We start from the raw sequence: 15,880 nt of genomic DNA, 5'->3' as shown, positions 1-15,880 counted from the left end.
TTATCTTCCCCTTAGTCAGGGTGATAAGGCATCTTTCAGCCTATCGGGTTTGCCAGCTTCGCTGGGCAAACAAAAAAGCGCGTTTTGCTTACACAAAACACGCTTTTTCTAAAATTATTACCGCTTTAATATACAGCTTTAATTAGTTTTTGATGATTGCGTTGTGATAAATATTTTGTACGTCATCACAATCCTCAAGCATAGTGATGAACTTATCAAAGTTAGCAATTACTTCTTCATCTGTAATTTCAATATGCACTTGCGGGACAAAAGTAATTTCGTCTACTTCAAAATTAATGCCTTCAAACGCCTCTTCAAGGGCTGTTTTAGCTTTAAAGTATTCTGTATGTGGGGCAAACACCGATACTTTACCGTCTTCTACTTCAACATCGGTTACATCAACGTCAGCCATCATTAGTGCTTCTAACACAACTTCGTCGTCATCGCCTGAAAAACCAAGCACAGCAAAATGATCAAACATATGCGCTACACAACCCGGTGTACCAATTTTTGAATCTGTTTTAGTAAAAGGCAAACGTACATCTTTAATAGTACGATTTGGGTTATCGGTTAAACAGTCAACAATAACCATACAATTTCCAGGGCCATAACCTTCGTAACGTGCAGTTGAGTAATCCTCCCCTGCTCCACCGGCGGCTTTTTCAATTGCTTTTTCGATAACATGCGCAGGCACTTGATCTTTTTTTGCCTTTTCGATTAAGCGGCGCAAAGTTTGGTTTACATCTGGGTCAGGTTCGCCGTTTTTAGCTGCAACGTAAATTTCTTTGCCGTATTTTGAATTTACTTTAGTTTTTGCGTTAGCCGTTTTAGCCATCGAACTTTTACGAACTTCAAATGCTCTGCCCATCATGTACCTCTAATGAATACGTTAAACTTGTCGACATTTTACCAATTCAAAACGTATTGGGCTAGCACCACGTTAATATATAACGTTTATAACACCACACTAATTACATAAAAAAATAAACAAGGCGCTATTTAACATAACACAACTTTTTGTGCGTAATTGTCAATTAAAGTAACTAACTGCGTAAAATCATGTAATACATAATCGGCCTGGCTAGCATAACTAGGAGTAACATCGGGGGCGTATAAACATGCACGCATATTGGCATTATGCGCTGCCTGAATATCATATAAAAAATCGCCCACATACAATAAATTACTTGGGCTCATATTCCACAAGGTAGCAATATTATTTAATGCACTCGGATCGGGTTTTGCTGGCGCGTCACTTCGGGTAAGTACTATTTCTATTGGCAGTGGATTATTTTGTAACTTAATAGCGGCCGCTTTGTCAAAATTGCGTGTAACTATCGCCATTGGAATGTTTTTAGCTTTAAGGGCATTTACAGCCTCACTCACACCGGGTAACATTTTGGCATGTTGAGCGTCGAGTAACTCATGCTGATGTACAATATTCATTGCCTCTTCGCGCATATATGCTGAAGGCAATTGGGCAATATAATCGAGTAAGTCTTGCTCACACGGGCACCCTATTTGCGCTTTAATTAATGAAAAATCTAATTCTGATGACACTAAAGTGCCATCTAAATCAAAAATCACACCTTTAATCGCTTCAATCTGCATTTATATATCCTTCCTTGTATTTAATACCCATTGAATTAAACCCTATATAAAAATAACTTCATCGTTTATAAAACTAAATCACTGATGAATAACAAAATTTATATACCTAACCTGACCTCTGGTTAAGAGATTTACTAACATACTAAATCATAGTTATATTTAAATTTATTTTCTCTAGCCAGAGATTTTCAGTGAAAATAAGGCGAATTTACGCGTCAATAGCTGGCCTATTGCAAGTAAATTCAACGCAGTTAGCGCTGAAAGTAGCTGCTTGAGATAGATTTATTATCCAAAGTTCAGGTTACCTAGCTTGCTAAAAAGCACACTAATATACAAGGTATATTAACGTAATTTAGTATTAAGTCGATCAGAAAAACGGGAATGAAAATAACAAAAACGCGCACAGTGACTGTGCGCGTAGTTTGTAGGATTATTGTTGCTCAAACCTTGCTTCAAGCCAAGTATCGTCTTGAGTAAAGTTTAAGGTTTTTATTTTTCCTTGTCCTTCAACGTTAACCATATTAACTTGCGAAGGCCATAAGTCGCGCAGTGCACCGTTACTCATTTTAATTCCTGCAATTTTTACCGGAATTGGCGCTTCTTGGTAAACCCAAAAAAACTTGCCATCAACTTGTGCTCCTACAAAGTTAAGCGGCAGTGGTTCACCGTTTAACGTTTGTAGCGCAACATGCGACTCTACATACTTAGCAAAGCGTTGTTGATCTATTTTATTGCTAATAATATCAACCTTATCTTTAAATAAGTGCGCCACAGCATGCTCAGTATCGTGCAAATAAAAACGATGCATTAGCTCAATATTATTAGTACGTTTATTAAAAAGCACAGTAGTAACAGACGACTTTAATTGATGCGCCATGCTAGGCGCAGCAATTAATAAACCAACAATAATTAGCAATATGCGCATTATTGTTGCTCCTCACTGCTGTTATTTTCGTCGCCTTTAGGTTCGTCTTTTTTAAGCTCGGTTTTAATATCTTGCATAATATCGCGGCTTACTTTTGCTTTGCTCTTTTCTTTTTTAAATACTTCTATGCGTGATGGAATAATACGACGTGGGTAGTTATTATTTTCAATATCTACGTCAGCCGTTTCCCAGCGCGGATCGATAGTAACCGACACCAGCGATTTATTTTTGTCAGTCACTATTAATTTTTGCACATTTTTATAATTACGACGCCAAATTTCGGCCGCAATATAACGCTCTTCTTTGCTGCCATCTTCAAAAGTCAGCTCTAATAAAATAGGCATTACTAAGCCGCCTACGTTAGAAAACTCCATTACGTAGTAGTTTTGGTCTTCTTTTATTGCACGCTCAAGCGTTTTACGCTCCCACGGCTCTAAGCCCTTTAAAAACTTGTTGTACGCGTTGCGTTCTTTATTAGTAACGGTAAAACGGTCGTTTTCGTCATAAAAGTCGGTAACATCGGGATTTTCTTCTACCCAGGTTTTTTTACCTTGTGCGCGGTTACGCTCTACAAACAGCGAAGTTGGCTTATTTGCTTCAATATCGCGCAATCGACTAAAATCAATATCAGGGTTTTTAGTGTCTAAACGCAGTTGATATACCTTATCTAAAGCAATATCTACGTGATCTGTGGTAAAAAACCAACCACGCCAAAACCAATCTAAATCAACACCCGAAGCTTCTTCCATAGTACGAAAAAAATCAGCAGGGGTAGGGCGCTTATACTTCCAGCGCTGAGCGTATTCTTTAAACGCAAAATCAAACAGCTCTCGGCCTAAAATAACTTCACGTAAAATATTAAGTGCTGCAGCGGGTTTAGTGTACGCGTTAGGGCCTAAACGCAATACGCTGTCTGACTGGGTCATTATAGGCACTTGAATTTCTGACTTCATATACGCCACTATATCGCGCGGCTCAACGCCCCATGGAATGCTCGGATCCCACTCTCGCCCTGCAACACCGTCTAAAAAGCTATTTAAACCTTCATCCATCCAAGTCCATTGGCGCTCATCTGAGTTTACTATCATCGGAAAGTAAATATGACCCACTTCATGGATCACTACACCGAGTAAAAATCGTTTTTCTGCTTGAGAGTAAGTACGAGTTCCATCATCTTGCAGCTTAGTGCGCGGGCCATTAAAGGTGATCATTGGGTATTCCATACCACCAACAGGGCCATTTACTGACTGCGCGGTTGGGTATGGGTAATCAAATGAATACTTTGAATACACTTCCATAGTGTGAATAACAGCTTCGGTTGAATATTTTTTCCATAAATCGCCCCCTTCTTTAGGGTAAAACGACATAGCCATAACCAATGGCTGCTCATCACCGCCTTGCTGATAGCCTTTAGCATCCCACATAAATTTGCGTGACGACGCCCAAGCAAAGTCGCGTACGTTATTAGCTTTAAAGTGCCACGTTTTAGTTTTATCTGTACTGGATTTTTCGTTATCGAGCGCTTCTTCTTCACTAACAATAAACACAGGGCGTTTAGCATTTTCGGCTTGCTTTAAACGTTTGCGTTGCTTGCTCGTTAATACGCTACTTGCGTTATTAAGCTTACCCGTTGCCGACACGATATGGTCCGCAGGTACGGTAATTTCAACATCGTAATCACCAAACTCTAAGGTAAATTCGCCGCCACCTAAAAATGTTTTATTAGTCCAAGCTTCGTAATCAGTATAAGCAGCTAAACGCGGAAACCACTGCGCCACTAAAAATATATCGTTACCATCTTTTTCAAAGTGCTCATAGCCCGAGCGTGCGCCTACTGCATCTTCTTCAACTAAGTTAAACGCAAAGTTCATGCTAAATTCGGCTTCTTTACCTGGCTTTAACGGCTTATTTAGGTCAATGCGCATTAAGGTATCAACTACGGTTACACGTAATTCGTTGCCATTGTCATCTTTTACATTGCTAATTGTATATCCAAGCTCGTTGTCGCTCATAAATTGTTGGCGACGTAGGTCGCCTAAACTTAACTTGGCGGGTTTATCGGCTGGTAAACTTGTTAAAGTACTTTTAAACGTTTGCGTAGTTTCTGCAATTGAATCATTTTTAAAAACGTTTTGATCTAACTGTAACCATAAGTACTTTAATGTGTGTGGTGAATTGTTTTTATATTCTATTTTTTGGCTACCGCTTATACGGCGCTTTTTTTCGTCTAATTGTACGTCAATATCGTAATTAACGCGTTGCTGCCAATAATTTTCGCCAGGTTCTCCGGCAGCACTTCTATAAACATTTGGTGTTGGCAATGCTTCGTCTAGTTGACGAAACTTATCGATATAGCTGCCTTTGGTTTGCTCAATAGCAGACGCTAAAACAGTGCTCGACATTGCTATTGGCAATATAACCGCACTTAGCGTATAAATTATTTTTTTCATTATTAAACCTGTTAGATTTTAGTGTGCGCACTTTGACAAAATTATCGTTTTTCTTCAATAAAATAACGATAAAGTGCGACTTTTTCAGGCTAGTTTTCACTATTTTTTTACAATTAAAGCGCATTATTCTTTTAGATAAAATTAATTAAACGTGAATTAAAATAATAAAACTGTAAAGGGGCTTTACAGTTTGTCGTTTTAAATAAAAATAATTGCCAAATATCAGCTAAAAATAACGGCTTACAGCTACTAAATCTCCCTCTGTATTTTGGCTTCAAAGGTAGCCAAATGTAATTATTTAGCAAAAAAGTTAATCCCTTTGTATGAGAAACCGCCAATAGTGAAGTTTAAGGTTGATCTTTGTATCCATTTGTACTTAGAATCGCCCACTTTTTTCATTTGAGGGTAATTTAATATAATTATTTTCAAATATGTTTATTAATATTTTAGTGTTGAAAAGTGTGGTGGTGTATGGATTTTTATGTTCTAAAAAAGCAGCAAAAACTAATTGCTATTCCAGCAGACGCGCAAAACTGTAAGCAGTATTTAAACTCAGGTTATTTGTATATTGACAAAGTGGCCGCTTGTAACGAAAAAAATGCATTGAAAGCGTTACAAGCTAAAAAAGCCAAAGCAATTAAACTGCCGTTATTTATGGCACTTTTAGCCTTGCCTCTTATTTATGTTGGTTGGTTTAGCTTAGGAGCTAGCTAAAGCCCATTCACCCTAGCAAGATGAGCCTATAAGGTTGCATCTTTAACTGCCTTGGGTATATTGGCGCTCTTACGATTTTTTAAGAGCGCTACATGAAAGTTCTGCACACTTCTGATTGGCACCTTGGCCAACAATTTTATGAATATGACCGTCGTCATGAACACCTTGCTTTTTTCACTTGGCTGTTAGCCACTCTCGTTGAGCAACAAATAGATTTACTGCTCGTTGCTGGCGATATTTATCATACTGCAACCCCCAGTGCTAGCGCCGAGAATCAACTCTATCAATTTATTAAAGATGCCAAAAAGCAGTGCCCTAATTTACATGTAGTAATTATTGCTGGGAACCACGACTCTGCAAATCGTATTTTAGCCGCGCAACCGTTACTCGCTCAATTTGATACCCATGTTGTAGGGCGTTTTGAGGCAACAGCAGCGGCTGATACCGTAATCACTATTAACACTAACAAAAAATGCGCTGTAATCGTTGCCATGCCATTTTTGCGCGCAAGCGATGTAACTACACTCAGCCAAACCAAAAGCGGCCCTAGCTATGCCCAAGGCGTTAAAAAGGCATATGAACTTGCCCTTGAGCATGCAGCTACTTTACAAAGTGAAAATACCCCGTTAATTGTTATGGGGCACCTTCATGCTAAAGGCGGCGATATATCGAGTGACTCTGAGCGCAACTTAGTAATAGGCGGCGAAGAAGCCATATCTGCCAACGTATTTGGTAAACAAGCACACTACGTTGCGCTGGGGCATTTACATAAAGCGCAGCAAGTTGCTAAAAATGAATGCATTAGATACAGCGGTACGCCAATTCCTATGTCGTTTTCAGAGCGAAATTACAGCCACCAAGTAAATGTAGTTGAATTTAATAGCGATGAAAAACAGCAAATTAGTGTAACTGTAAACCCCCTTTACATTCCTCGTTTAGCCGATGTAATAGTTTTACCAAAAGGGGAGTGCGTACCATTAGCTGAGCTATGCGAGGAAATTAAAGCCCTCGACACCACAGCCAATACAATAGCACCCTATTTACGGGTAAAACTTAAATCTAGCGATACCGACACCACCTTCAGAGAACAAATAGAACAAGCTCTTGAGGGTAAACATATTCGTTTTTGTGGCATAGAGCGCGTGCGTGAACAAGCAGCTAACAATGAAGGCGGCGCAGTATTTGAAGATTTAACTGAAGTTGAAATGCTCAACCCACTTAATTTATTAGAACAAGCATTTGCAAACGACAAAGATATGCACGGTGAAAGCGTACCCGACGCACTAAAAAATCTATTAAACGATGTTATTAACGAACTAGAGGAGCAACAGCAACTATGAAAATAACCGCAGTGCGTATTCATAACTTAGCTTCTATTGTTGATGCCGAAATAGACTTTTTAGCAGCCCCGCTAAAAGACGCCGGATTATTTGCAATTACCGGCGATACCGGCGCAGGTAAAAGCACTATTTTAGATGCTATTTGCTTAGCTTTATATGCTAAAACCGCAAGGTTAGGTGGCGATAGAGGCAATAAGGTAGAGTTTCAAGGCGACAGCATTAGGCTTAATGACGCACGTAACTTACTTAGACGAGGAACGTCTAATGGCTATGCTGAAGTTGACTTTGTAGGGCAAGACAAAGAAAGTTACCGAGCGTGTTGGAGCGTTAATCGCTCGCGAGGCAAAAGCGACGGCAATTTACAAGCAGCACAGCATACGCTTTATTTGTTACCTGATGATACGTTAATTTCATCAGATAAAAGTAAAACAGTAAAACAAATAGAAGCCAAAATAGGGTTAACCTTTGATCAGTTTTCGCGCGCGGTGTTATTAGCGCAACACGAATTTGCCGCGTTTTTAAAAGCCACCGGCGATGAGCGCGCACAGCTTTTAGAATGCTTAACCGGTACCGATAAATTTAGCCGTATTGGTGTACGTATTTTTGAGCGTAATAAAGAACTAAAAGAAAAGTTTGAATTACTCCAAGCGAGTTTAGCAAGTTACACATTACTAAGTGAGGATGAATTAGCCGCTAAACAAACTTCGCTTAATGAATTAAAACTGCAAATTGAACACACTAAAAAAACCTTAACAACTACAGAGCAAAATTTAAATTGGTATAAACAAGCCAATACGCTTGAGCAAGCACTTAAACAAGCACAGCAAAACCAGCAACAAGCGCAAAACGAGCTTAATGCTATTGCTCAGCAAAGTGAGCAAGCTAAACAAGCACAAAGCGCACTTGAAATTAAAGATAACCGCAGTCGCTTTAAAAGTTTAACAGCTCAAAATATTGAGTTAAGTACGAAAGTAAGTGACTTAAAAAGTATAGATCACACTGCAATAATTACTGCGCATACTAATACGCTTAGTAAGCACCAAGAGATATTACAAACAGCTAAAGAACAAAAACAAACTGCTGAGCCTATTATTGCTAAAGCGCGCGAGCTCGACAGTCAATTAGCTATTCAAGCACAAACCATTGCAAGCCTTACCCAGCAAAGCGAAAAAGAGCAATTACAATTAAACGATTTGCAGCAGCAATTTAAGCAAAGCCAATCTGTGCTTGATGAAGCTACAAAATTAAGTGCCCAGCATCAACAGTGGTTAACTACGCACACACAATTAAAACCTTTAGCCAATGATTGGAATTACTATCAGCACAGTTTTAATCAGTTTTTAAACGCAACTGAGCAATTTAAAACAACGGCACATCAAAACCAAAAATTAGTGGCTGAGCAGGCTAAGCAAGCGACGCTTTTAACCACGCAAAATGCAAAGGTTGAGTCACAAGAACAGCTACTTGCTAGTGAGCAAAAAAATCTTAACCAATTAAATGAGCAGCAACGCCAATTTAATATTGAACAGTGCGATGCAAAACTTAAAAATATTGATTACTTAAAAGATCAACGCGAGCGCTATAAACAGTTTAATCATGAACTAAAATACAGCACACAACAGCAAACACGCGTTGCAGAAAAACTTATCCAAAGTGAGCAAGCGCAAAACGCATTATTACAAAATTTGGCTTCGTGCGAGCAAACGCTTAAGCACAACGAATACACGCTTAGCCAAGCACGCCTTCGCGCCAGTGAAAATGTAGAACACTTACGTACACAACTTGCTCCTAACGAGCCATGTTTAGTGTGCGGTGCAACTGAGCACCCATATGCAAGCACTCAAAACCAGCAATTAAATAACTTAATAGCCGATTTTGAAACAGCGTATAACAATGCAAAACAGCAACGCGATAGCGCCCAAACCCAGCTGCATCAGCACCAAACACAACATGCTGTGTTAGTGGCCGAGCAAACGCAACATGGCCAAGCAATACAAATTGCACAGGCTAAGCAGCTAGAAATTAAAACGACCATGCAAGACGCTCGCACCGAGCTTAACGAGTTAACAACCGAGAAGCTTGATGAAACCTACAAGCAACTCAGCGAGCAAAAAGCCCAGTATTTTGCAGTACAAACACAGCTGCGTACCTTACAAGAAAAAGTAAATCAGCAGCTTAATGCTTTAAAAACCGAGCAACACGCGCAGAAGCAATTACAAAACCAGCATGTTGAGTTAACTAATCAGTTAAACCAATTAAGCAGTAAACATAACGAGCTAAGCGTACAAATAAACGAGCTAAGCGCAGCGCTTAACGCGCAATTTGAACACAGCGATTTTTGGCAGCAGCTGCAAAGTGAATCGCTTACCCTACGCGATTTAAACAAACAGGTTAAGCAATACCAGCAAACACTAACGCAGCTTGAGCAAAGCCAAAAACAGCTCGACAGTGCAAACCAGCAACTACAGCAATTAACGCCATTAATGACTAAAAGTGAGCACGCACTTAAAGCATTAAATGACGATTTAGCCAAAGCGCAGCAACAGCAAAATATTACGCAAAGCCAGCGATTAGCTTTATTTAATAATGAGCAAATAAGCGCAAGCGACTATCAAGCCAAACTAGCCATGCAGCTTGAGCAATGCCAAACACAGCTAAATGCCAGCCAACAAGCGCACGATAACGCAATTAAACAGCGCGACGAGCATGCCATAACACTTAAAAATGTTGAGCAACGCTTGCAAGAGCACGCCCAGGAGCTAACCTGCCTTGAGGCACGTTACTTAGAGTGGTTTACTGACTTTAAAGCGCAACATAGCGATGCAACACACGAACAGGTCACTATTTTACTAACCTTAAGTAGCGAGCAAATTAAAGCGCACTTAAAACAGTTTGAACAAGTATCACAAACGCTAACCGATACAAATGCAGCACTTAAACAGCAACAAAAATCGTACACTGAGCATCAAAATACTGACAAGCCTTCAAAAAACCACGATGAGTTAACTGAGCAGCTAAATGTATTAAATACCCAGCAAACAGAGCTACAAAATAGCTTGCTCGCCACTAATACCGCTATTGAGCAGCACAACCAAAATGCTAAAACGCTCAAAGGCAAACAAGCTGAGTTAACTACGCTTAAAACGCAAGTTGATCAGTGGCATTTACTTAATAAAGTATTAGGCGATGCAACCGGTAAAACCATGCGTAATTTAGCGCAAACGCAAACTTTAAAAATACTGCTGCACTATGCAAATAGTCATTTAAAAACCCTTAATAAACGCTATGAATTAACCGCTATTGAGCACTCTTTAGATATTGCTATTATTGACCGCGACATGGCCGATGAGCAACGCTCTGTAAATACGCTCTCTGGTGGTGAATCATTTTTAGTCTCTTTGGCGCTGGCTTTAGGGCTTGCTTCATTGTCGTCAAACAAAGTACAAATCAATTCTTTGTTTATTGACGAAGGGTTTGGTACGTTAGACAGCGAAACGCTCAGTGTTGCAATGGATGCACTTGATTCATTACAAGCACAAGGGCGAAAAGTAGGTGTTATATCGCATGTAAGCGAAATGAGTGAGCGCGTAGCAACACAAGTCCATGTGGCTAAAAAGCCGGGCGGTTATTCTAGCGTAGAAATTGTGTGATATTAATTTATATTGATAACACCCATTGTATTTATGATCCCCAAAAAACTTGGGGTCTATAAAGGAAGTAATAATGCCAACATTTACAGATGATCAAGCAACACAATACGATAGCCGCATTACGCGACTAGTACCAGGCTACGAGTTATTGCATCAACTAACTAATGCGCAACTGCAAGCCACATTAAAAGATAACGCACATATTTTAGTGGTAGGGGCGGGGACTGGCAAAGAGGTAATTGAATTAGCTAGCATTAATCCAACATGGAAGTTTACCGCACAAGATACCTCAAACGACATGCTTAGTGTTGCTAGCGATAAGTTTGCTGAGCAAGGAATAAGCGATAGAGTAACTGTACATTGCGGGCCTTTAGAAAAACTTAAAACTAAAGCCGATGCAGCCTTATGCTTATTAGTGCTACAGTTTGTAGAAGATAATGGCGATAAAAAGCAAGTTCTTAAAAACATTAAAGCAAGTCTGAACAAAGATGCTGCGCTGTATATTGCTGATTTAATGCGCCCAGAAACCTTATTTGAGCGTGATGCCCAGCTTTTAACTTGTGCAAAACTAGGCTTAGGTGAGGCTGGACAAACTCATATTCGTCATAGCCTAGAAAATGAATTTTATCCGTTAGATCGCATGCGTTTTAGCGAGCTACTGCATGAGTGTGGATTTAGCACTATTCCTAAATTGTACTTTAAAGCGCTAGGTTTTAGCGGCTATGTAATTTAGTAACTGCTTAACTTAGTAACTTAGTAACTACACCACTTAGTAGCTAAGCTTTAAATATTAAACAGCCCCGCCTAGCGCAGGGCTTTTTTAATGGGGTATATAATTAAAAATGCAGGTTTCGGGCTCGAACAATATCTTTCATCACAATGGTTGAGGTTAAACGTTGCACGCCTGGCAGCGCCGATAGTTTATCATCGTATAATTTTTGAAACGCGCCTAAATCTCTAGTCACCACATGTATTAAATAATCAGGTGTACCAAACAAACGCTGCGCATTAGTTATTTGTGGAATATCTTCAACTGCTAATTCAAGTTTAGCCAACGATGCTTTATCACCTTCTTTAATAGTAATAAAAACCAACGCAGAAAAATTAAGCCCTACTTTTTCTGGAGAGATCTCCGTCCTGTAGCCCACAATAGCTTTGGTTTTTTCTAATTCTTTAACTCGGCGGTGACATGGCGAAACACTAAGCCCCACGCGATCTGCAAGTTCTGAAAGAGTGAGTCGGCCATCAACTTGCAGCTCAGCAAGAATTTTCCGATCTATGCTATCCATATTCAATTATTTCCTAATAATGGCGTTTAATAAGGTAAAATATAGTATTTTTTCCCCATAAGAAAGCAATAAAATAAGCTCCCAATTATTTTAGGTTATTGTTGATGGATATTAATGTTATTTTTTCTTTTTGGCTGGTGTCAATATTGTTTGTACTTACCCCTGGTGCTGATTGGGCGTATACCATAAGCGCAGGAATTGCGGGAGATAAAATTATTCCGGCAGTTTCAGGGCTCTTGTTAGGCCACCTTATTGCCGCGCTGATTGTAGTGGTAGGTTTGGGTGCTATTTTAGCTTCACATGTGATGTTAATGAAATTTTTAACCTTATTTGGCGCACTGTATGTTGTTTGGATCGCGGTTTCGCTTTATAAAAACCCGCCAGTACCCGCAGTATATAATGGCGCTGCTAGTGAATTAGGCGAAACACCATTAAAGTGGATGAAAAAAGGCTTTATTATTAGCGGGTTAAATCCTAAAGTAATGCTGCTATTTTTAGCATTATTGCCACAATTTGTATTTCCGACCTTTTCATTTTCGATCACCGAGCAGCTGTTAGTATTAAGCGTAATTCATTTAATTGGCTGTGGCTTTGTATATTGGTTTATTGGTGTTAGCGCCCGAAAAATATTAAGCAATAACCCGGCACTTGCGATTAAATTTGGTCGACTTTCTGCCATTATATTATTTATTTTAGGCTCTTTAATGCTGTTTGATAGCGCACAAAAGCTACTAGTACACTTACAGTAATACACGCATAAAAAATAAAGCCTAAGCAGTACTTTAAACACCGCTTAGGCTTTTTTATTACTAATATTATCTTGCCCTCAAATATATTTAAAAACGTAGGTCGGTTAAGCGAAGCGCCACCCGACGGGCGAATATCAGCATTACTTCAGATCATTGTTATATCAACTTAAAATAGTTCTCACTTAACACTCAAAGCCAAAAAATTAAAATGACACCCACTCTAATTATTAATCCCTTCAGTCTTTATCTAAACAAACATTGCTAGGCTTAAAAGCATCCTTAATTTTTAAAATCCCTTTGCTTATTCAAATAACGCTGTATTAAACCGCTTTTTATTCATTTTTAGGCATGCGAAATACTGTGCTTTCACAGTGAGGGGGAATAACGAGGAGTTTTGAAGTAAAGGTTTAAGCCAGTAGTTTTTCACAGTTACTCACGTTGGTGCGCCGCTTTCTATTTAGGTGTTCGCAGTATCCTTCGTGTGACGCTGGGCGACCTACTGCGCCATGAAATACGCGACTAAATTGTGTGGTGAGTTTTAGCCAGTTTTCGGGGGTAATGTTTACTCTTTGTAACAGGGGTAAAGTGCTGCTTTCGATATAGCCTGCTTTACCTTCGCGTATACAACGCCCGGTTAATTCTACTAGTTCAAGGTAAGATTTAAGCGCAAAGGGTAATCCTTTCGCCATGTGCTTTTTTGATTTACCTGAAAAGCGCAGGAGTTGCTTCGGTTGCTTACCCGCAGTGGCACTTTCAATGCGTATTTTTACACTGGTATGGTCTGATGTTTCAGGTGTTGCTGCTGCCTTTGCTCTTATTGGGTTTAAATCAACATATGCCATACAGGCGATTAATGCCGCTTCATCTAAAAGGGCTTGTGATTTAAAGCGTCCCTCCCAAAACCGTCCGGTACAGTTATCTTCTTTATTAGCTCTGCGCGCAATGTCTTCATTTAATAAGCGCATAAACCAACTGATATTAGCTAAGCGTTCTCGGTATTCACTGATTGTTTCATTTAGAAAGAGCCATTCAATTTTACTTAGCTCTTCACCTTGCAGATATTTGTTAGTGAGAACAGTGCCTTTACAAAGCCTGTGCCACCGCTGAATAATGGCTTTACCGGTTAGTCGCTTGGCTTTTTTATCATCAACATAGAGTACTAAGTGGGTGTGATTACTCATTACTGCATACGCACACACATCGATACAAAATACGTTAGCGAGGGCAAGTAATTTGCTTTCAACCCACCCTCTGCGATGCTCATACGATTGATTAGTAAAGTTGTCTACGCCGCATAAAAATGCACGGCGTACACAGCGCGAAATACAGTGGTAGTATTTTGTATCGACCAAACTAACCTGACGCTTTCTTGCGATAGCCATGTGACACTCTGCTTAATTATTGCACTAAACAGAGCATAGTTAATTACACTGATATTACAAATATTAGGGTGGGTGTCTGTTTAAAGAATTCTAGCCAGAGCTTAGTTAATCATGCTGATATTGCAAATATTAGGATGGGTGTCATCTTAAAGCGCTTTTAAAAGCTTTAACATAAGAAAGTTACAAAACGCAGGTCGGTTAAGCGAAGCGCCACCCGAAGAACGAATGCCACCATCACTCAGATCATTGTATATCACCTTAAAATAGCTCTCATTTAACATTTAAAGCCAAGCTAGTCTAACCAATCTCTTTCAGCGCATTTAACGCTGTATGGGCTTTATCTGCTTGTACAAAAATATGGTCATGATAAAACGCAGCTACCACATTAGCGCTAATGCCATGCTCTGTCAGTTTGGCAGATACTGCCGCTGTTAAGCCTACAGCCTCAAGGCTGGAATGTACGTTTAAAGTTATTAAACTATATTTCCCCTCGTAAGTAATTCCTGCTTTATCGGCAGTTTCAGCTTTCAAAATAAGGGTTAGCCCTTCTTCTTCAACGTAAGTGGCCAGTGGGTTTAAATGAACATAATCGGCAAGTGAGCCTGCTAAACAGCAAAATATATACTCATCTTGTTTAAGCACAGGCTGCATTGATTTTAATAATTCGTTTATAGCTAAAATTCCGGCCATAACTATTCCTTGTACTATTTTTTGAATTGTTTGTAGCGCTCATAAACTACTTTTAAGTTGCGCGACAAGCTCGCTCAATCGTGCAATTTTTATATTGCTTAGTTGTCTGTAGTCGAAATACGGGCACACAATAATATTATTAATAGCGTCTATTGCAAACTCGTCATCGAGCCAATCAAACTGCGTTTGTAATTTACCGTGTTGGAGTTAATTTTTAGCGTGGGTGCGCCCGGCAATTATGTGCAGTTGGTTTTTATTGCTAGAAGCTTTATCTGCAGAAGTAATAGTAAGATTAGGCGCGCTAAACAGTAGGGCGGTTTTACTGTTTTTTTGAAGTAAAAATTCATCGCGATATTGCTGCCAAGTAGGCGCTTGTTTTGCAAATGAGTAATGCTCACTAGGCAGGGCAAACAATACTTTAGCGTATACGTTAAATACTTTACGCCAACCATTACCGCAATGTTGGTTTATAGTATTTATTTGCTCATTAATAACGGGCTCTAGGCTGTTGAGCGTTTCGAAGTAGGGCATTGGCGGGGCCTTTGCTACATACACCGCCACGTTAAATTGCTCGTCACCTAAACCAATTAACTGCTTGCTCAAATTAGCCTGCCTTATTTTGCGCTAAAATACGATCGAGATTATTAGCAAAGTTTTGGCGATCGGTTTGGCTAAGCGGCGGCGGCCCGCCACTCATTTCTACGCCGCTCGAGCGCATGGTATCCATAAAGTCGCGTACATTAAGTATTGAGCGAATATTCTCAGTAGTATAAAGCTCGCCACGCGGGTTGAGTGCTTGCCCGCCGTTGTCTATTACTTCACTGGCCAGTGGAATATCGCCGGTGATCACTAAGTCACCTTTAGCAATACGTTTTACTATTTCGTCATCAGCAACATCAAAACCCGAAGACACTTGTAGGCGGCTAATATATTTTGATGGCGGGATACGCATGGCATGATTAGCCACTAATATGGTTTCGGTTTGTGTGCGCTCAGCGGCCCTAAAAAGTATTTCTTTGATAACCACTGGACACGCGTCTGCATCTACCCAAATTTTCATGATTAAATCTTTAAATTGCT

13 protein-coding genes and 1 pseudogene are annotated in these 15,880 nt (G+C 39.7%); 5 read left to right on the top strand and 9 right to left on the bottom strand.

What is annotated here, in order from left to right; translation table 11 throughout:
• Nucleotides 1–142: 142 nt before the first annotated feature.
• The 4 genes from AAEY55_RS15690 to AAEY55_RS15675 all read right to left on the bottom strand — a co-directional run bounded on the left by AAEY55_RS15690 (nucleotide 143) and on the right by AAEY55_RS15675 (nucleotide 4,986).
• Nucleotides 143–868: a YebC/PmpR family DNA-binding transcriptional regulator gene (locus AAEY55_RS15690; RefSeq protein ID WP_011329702.1), complete on the bottom strand. Its 726-nt coding sequence runs from the start codon at nucleotides 866–868 to the stop codon at nucleotides 143–145.
• Between the two features lie 131 nt (nucleotides 869–999).
• Nucleotides 1,000–1,611 (bottom strand): HAD family hydrolase, encoded by a 612-nt coding sequence (locus AAEY55_RS15685; RefSeq protein ID WP_011329701.1) that lies wholly within the window; start codon nucleotides 1,609–1,611, stop codon nucleotides 1,000–1,002.
• 430 nt (nucleotides 1,612–2,041) lie between these two features.
• Complete coding sequence (locus AAEY55_RS15680) at nucleotides 2,042–2,536, bottom strand: DUF6702 family protein (RefSeq protein WP_350552107.1); 495 nt, start codon at nucleotides 2,534–2,536, stop codon at nucleotides 2,042–2,044.
• On the bottom strand, nucleotides 2,536–4,986 hold the full coding sequence (locus AAEY55_RS15675; RefSeq protein WP_197182373.1) for a M1 family metallopeptidase: 2,451 nt from the start codon (nucleotides 4,984–4,986) through the stop codon (nucleotides 2,536–2,538). Before AAEY55_RS15675 ends, AAEY55_RS15680 begins: the two co-directional genes overlap by 1 nt.
• Nucleotides 4,987–5,457: 471 nt before the next feature.
• Here AAEY55_RS15675 and AAEY55_RS15670 point away from each other — a divergent pair, with 471 nt between their 5' ends.
• The 4 genes from AAEY55_RS15670 (at nucleotide 5,458) to AAEY55_RS15655 (ending at nucleotide 11,423) form a co-directional block, all read left to right on the top strand.
• Nucleotides 5,458–5,700: a hypothetical protein gene (locus AAEY55_RS15670; protein WP_011329698.1), complete on the top strand. Its 243-nt coding sequence runs from the start codon at nucleotides 5,458–5,460 to the stop codon at nucleotides 5,698–5,700.
• A 92-nt stretch (nucleotides 5,701–5,792) separates the two neighbouring features.
• Nucleotides 5,793–7,040 carry an exonuclease SbcCD subunit D C-terminal domain-containing protein gene (locus AAEY55_RS15665; protein WP_338411798.1) on the top strand — a complete coding sequence of 416 codons (1,248 nt, stop codon included), beginning with the start codon at nucleotides 5,793–5,795 and terminating at the stop codon, nucleotides 7,038–7,040.
• Nucleotides 7,037–10,690, top strand: coding sequence for an AAA family ATPase (locus tag AAEY55_RS15660; RefSeq protein WP_350552104.1), 3,654 nt, complete (start codon nucleotides 7,037–7,039; stop codon nucleotides 10,688–10,690). Before AAEY55_RS15665 ends, AAEY55_RS15660 begins: the two co-directional genes overlap by 4 nt.
• 73 nt (nucleotides 10,691–10,763) lie before the next feature.
• Nucleotides 10,764–11,423, top strand: coding sequence for a class I SAM-dependent methyltransferase (locus AAEY55_RS15655; protein WP_086995509.1), 660 nt, complete (start codon nucleotides 10,764–10,766; stop codon nucleotides 11,421–11,423).
• Nucleotides 11,424–11,526: 103 nt separating this feature from the next.
• On the opposite strand, the gene AAEY55_RS15650 is transcribed toward AAEY55_RS15655, so the two are convergent.
• The gene (locus AAEY55_RS15650) at nucleotides 11,527–11,979 is read right to left on the bottom strand and encodes an Lrp/AsnC family transcriptional regulator (RefSeq protein WP_011329694.1); all 453 of its coding nucleotides are present in this window, start codon (nucleotides 11,977–11,979) and stop codon (nucleotides 11,527–11,529) included.
• Nucleotides 11,980–12,083: 104 nt separating this feature from the next.
• On the opposite strand from AAEY55_RS15650, the gene AAEY55_RS15645 reads away from it, so the two are divergent.
• Entirely contained in the window at nucleotides 12,084–12,728 is a 645-nt protein-coding gene (locus AAEY55_RS15645; RefSeq protein ID WP_011329693.1) for a LysE family translocator, read from the top strand.
• Nucleotides 12,729–13,135: 407 nt separating this feature from the next.
• Here AAEY55_RS15645 and AAEY55_RS15640 read toward each other — a convergent pair whose 3' ends face one another.
• The 4 genes and pseudogenes from AAEY55_RS15640 to AAEY55_RS15625 all read right to left on the bottom strand — a co-directional run bounded on the left by AAEY55_RS15640 (nucleotide 13,136) and on the right by AAEY55_RS15625 (nucleotide 15,860).
• On the bottom strand, nucleotides 13,136–14,110 hold the full coding sequence (locus AAEY55_RS15640; protein WP_350552101.1) for a transposase: 975 nt from the start codon (nucleotides 14,108–14,110) through the stop codon (nucleotides 13,136–13,138).
• Between the two features lie 297 nt (nucleotides 14,111–14,407).
• A complete protein-coding gene (locus AAEY55_RS15635) occupies nucleotides 14,408–14,800 on the bottom strand; it encodes an ACT domain-containing protein (RefSeq protein WP_350552098.1) in 393 nt (130 codons plus the stop codon).
• A 39-nt stretch (nucleotides 14,801–14,839) separates the two neighbouring features.
• Nucleotides 14,840–15,403 (bottom strand): annotated as a pseudogene (locus AAEY55_RS15630) (DUF6942 family protein).
• Between the two features lies 1 nt (nucleotide 15,404).
• Nucleotides 15,405–15,860, bottom strand: coding sequence for a YaiI/YqxD family protein (locus AAEY55_RS15625; protein ID WP_011329688.1), 456 nt, complete (start codon nucleotides 15,858–15,860; stop codon nucleotides 15,405–15,407).
• Between the last annotated feature and the right edge of the window lie 20 nt (nucleotides 15,861–15,880).

It is taken from the genome of Pseudoalteromonas sp. 120-MNA-CIBAN-0494 (genome assembly GCF_040308885.1).
In the GTDB taxonomy this organism is placed as follows: domain Bacteria; phylum Pseudomonadota; class Gammaproteobacteria; order Enterobacterales; family Alteromonadaceae; genus Pseudoalteromonas; species Pseudoalteromonas nigrifaciens.
Note: the sequence above shows the minus strand (reverse complement) of the source record. Positions and strands in the feature narration are given on the sequence as shown.

Coding starts and splice junctions, on each gene's coding strand:
- AAEY55_RS15640 (WP_350552101.1), bottom strand. CDS start 14,110: ATGGCTATCGCAAGAAAGCGTCAGGTTAGTTTGGTCGATACAAAATAC.
- AAEY55_RS15650 (WP_011329694.1), bottom strand. CDS start 11,979: ATGGATAGCATAGATCGGAAAATTCTTGCTGAGCTGCAAGTTGATGGC.
- AAEY55_RS15660 (WP_350552104.1), top strand. CDS start 7,037: ATGAAAATAACCGCAGTGCGTATTCATAACTTAGCTTCTATTGTTGAT.
- AAEY55_RS15685 (WP_011329701.1), bottom strand. CDS start 1,611: ATGCAGATTGAAGCGATTAAAGGTGTGATTTTTGATTTAGATGGCACT.
- AAEY55_RS15665 (WP_338411798.1), top strand. CDS start 5,793: ATGAAAGTTCTGCACACTTCTGATTGGCACCTTGGCCAACAATTTTAT.
- AAEY55_RS15635 (WP_350552098.1), bottom strand. CDS start 14,800: ATGGCCGGAATTTTAGCTATAAACGAATTATTAAAATCAATGCAGCCT.
- AAEY55_RS15655 (WP_086995509.1), top strand. CDS start 10,764: ATGCCAACATTTACAGATGATCAAGCAACACAATACGATAGCCGCATT.
- AAEY55_RS15690 (WP_011329702.1), bottom strand. CDS start 868: ATGGGCAGAGCATTTGAAGTTCGTAAAAGTTCGATGGCTAAAACGGCT.
- AAEY55_RS15675 (WP_197182373.1), bottom strand. CDS start 4,986: ATGAAAAAAATAATTTATACGCTAAGTGCGGTTATATTGCCAATAGCA.
- AAEY55_RS15670 (WP_011329698.1), top strand. CDS start 5,458: ATGGATTTTTATGTTCTAAAAAAGCAGCAAAAACTAATTGCTATTCCA.
- AAEY55_RS15625 (WP_011329688.1), bottom strand. CDS start 15,860: ATGAAAATTTGGGTAGATGCAGACGCGTGTCCAGTGGTTATCAAAGAA.
- AAEY55_RS15645 (WP_011329693.1), top strand. CDS start 12,084: ATGGATATTAATGTTATTTTTTCTTTTTGGCTGGTGTCAATATTGTTT.
- AAEY55_RS15680 (WP_350552107.1), bottom strand. CDS start 2,536: ATGCGCATATTGCTAATTATTGTTGGTTTATTAATTGCTGCGCCTAGC.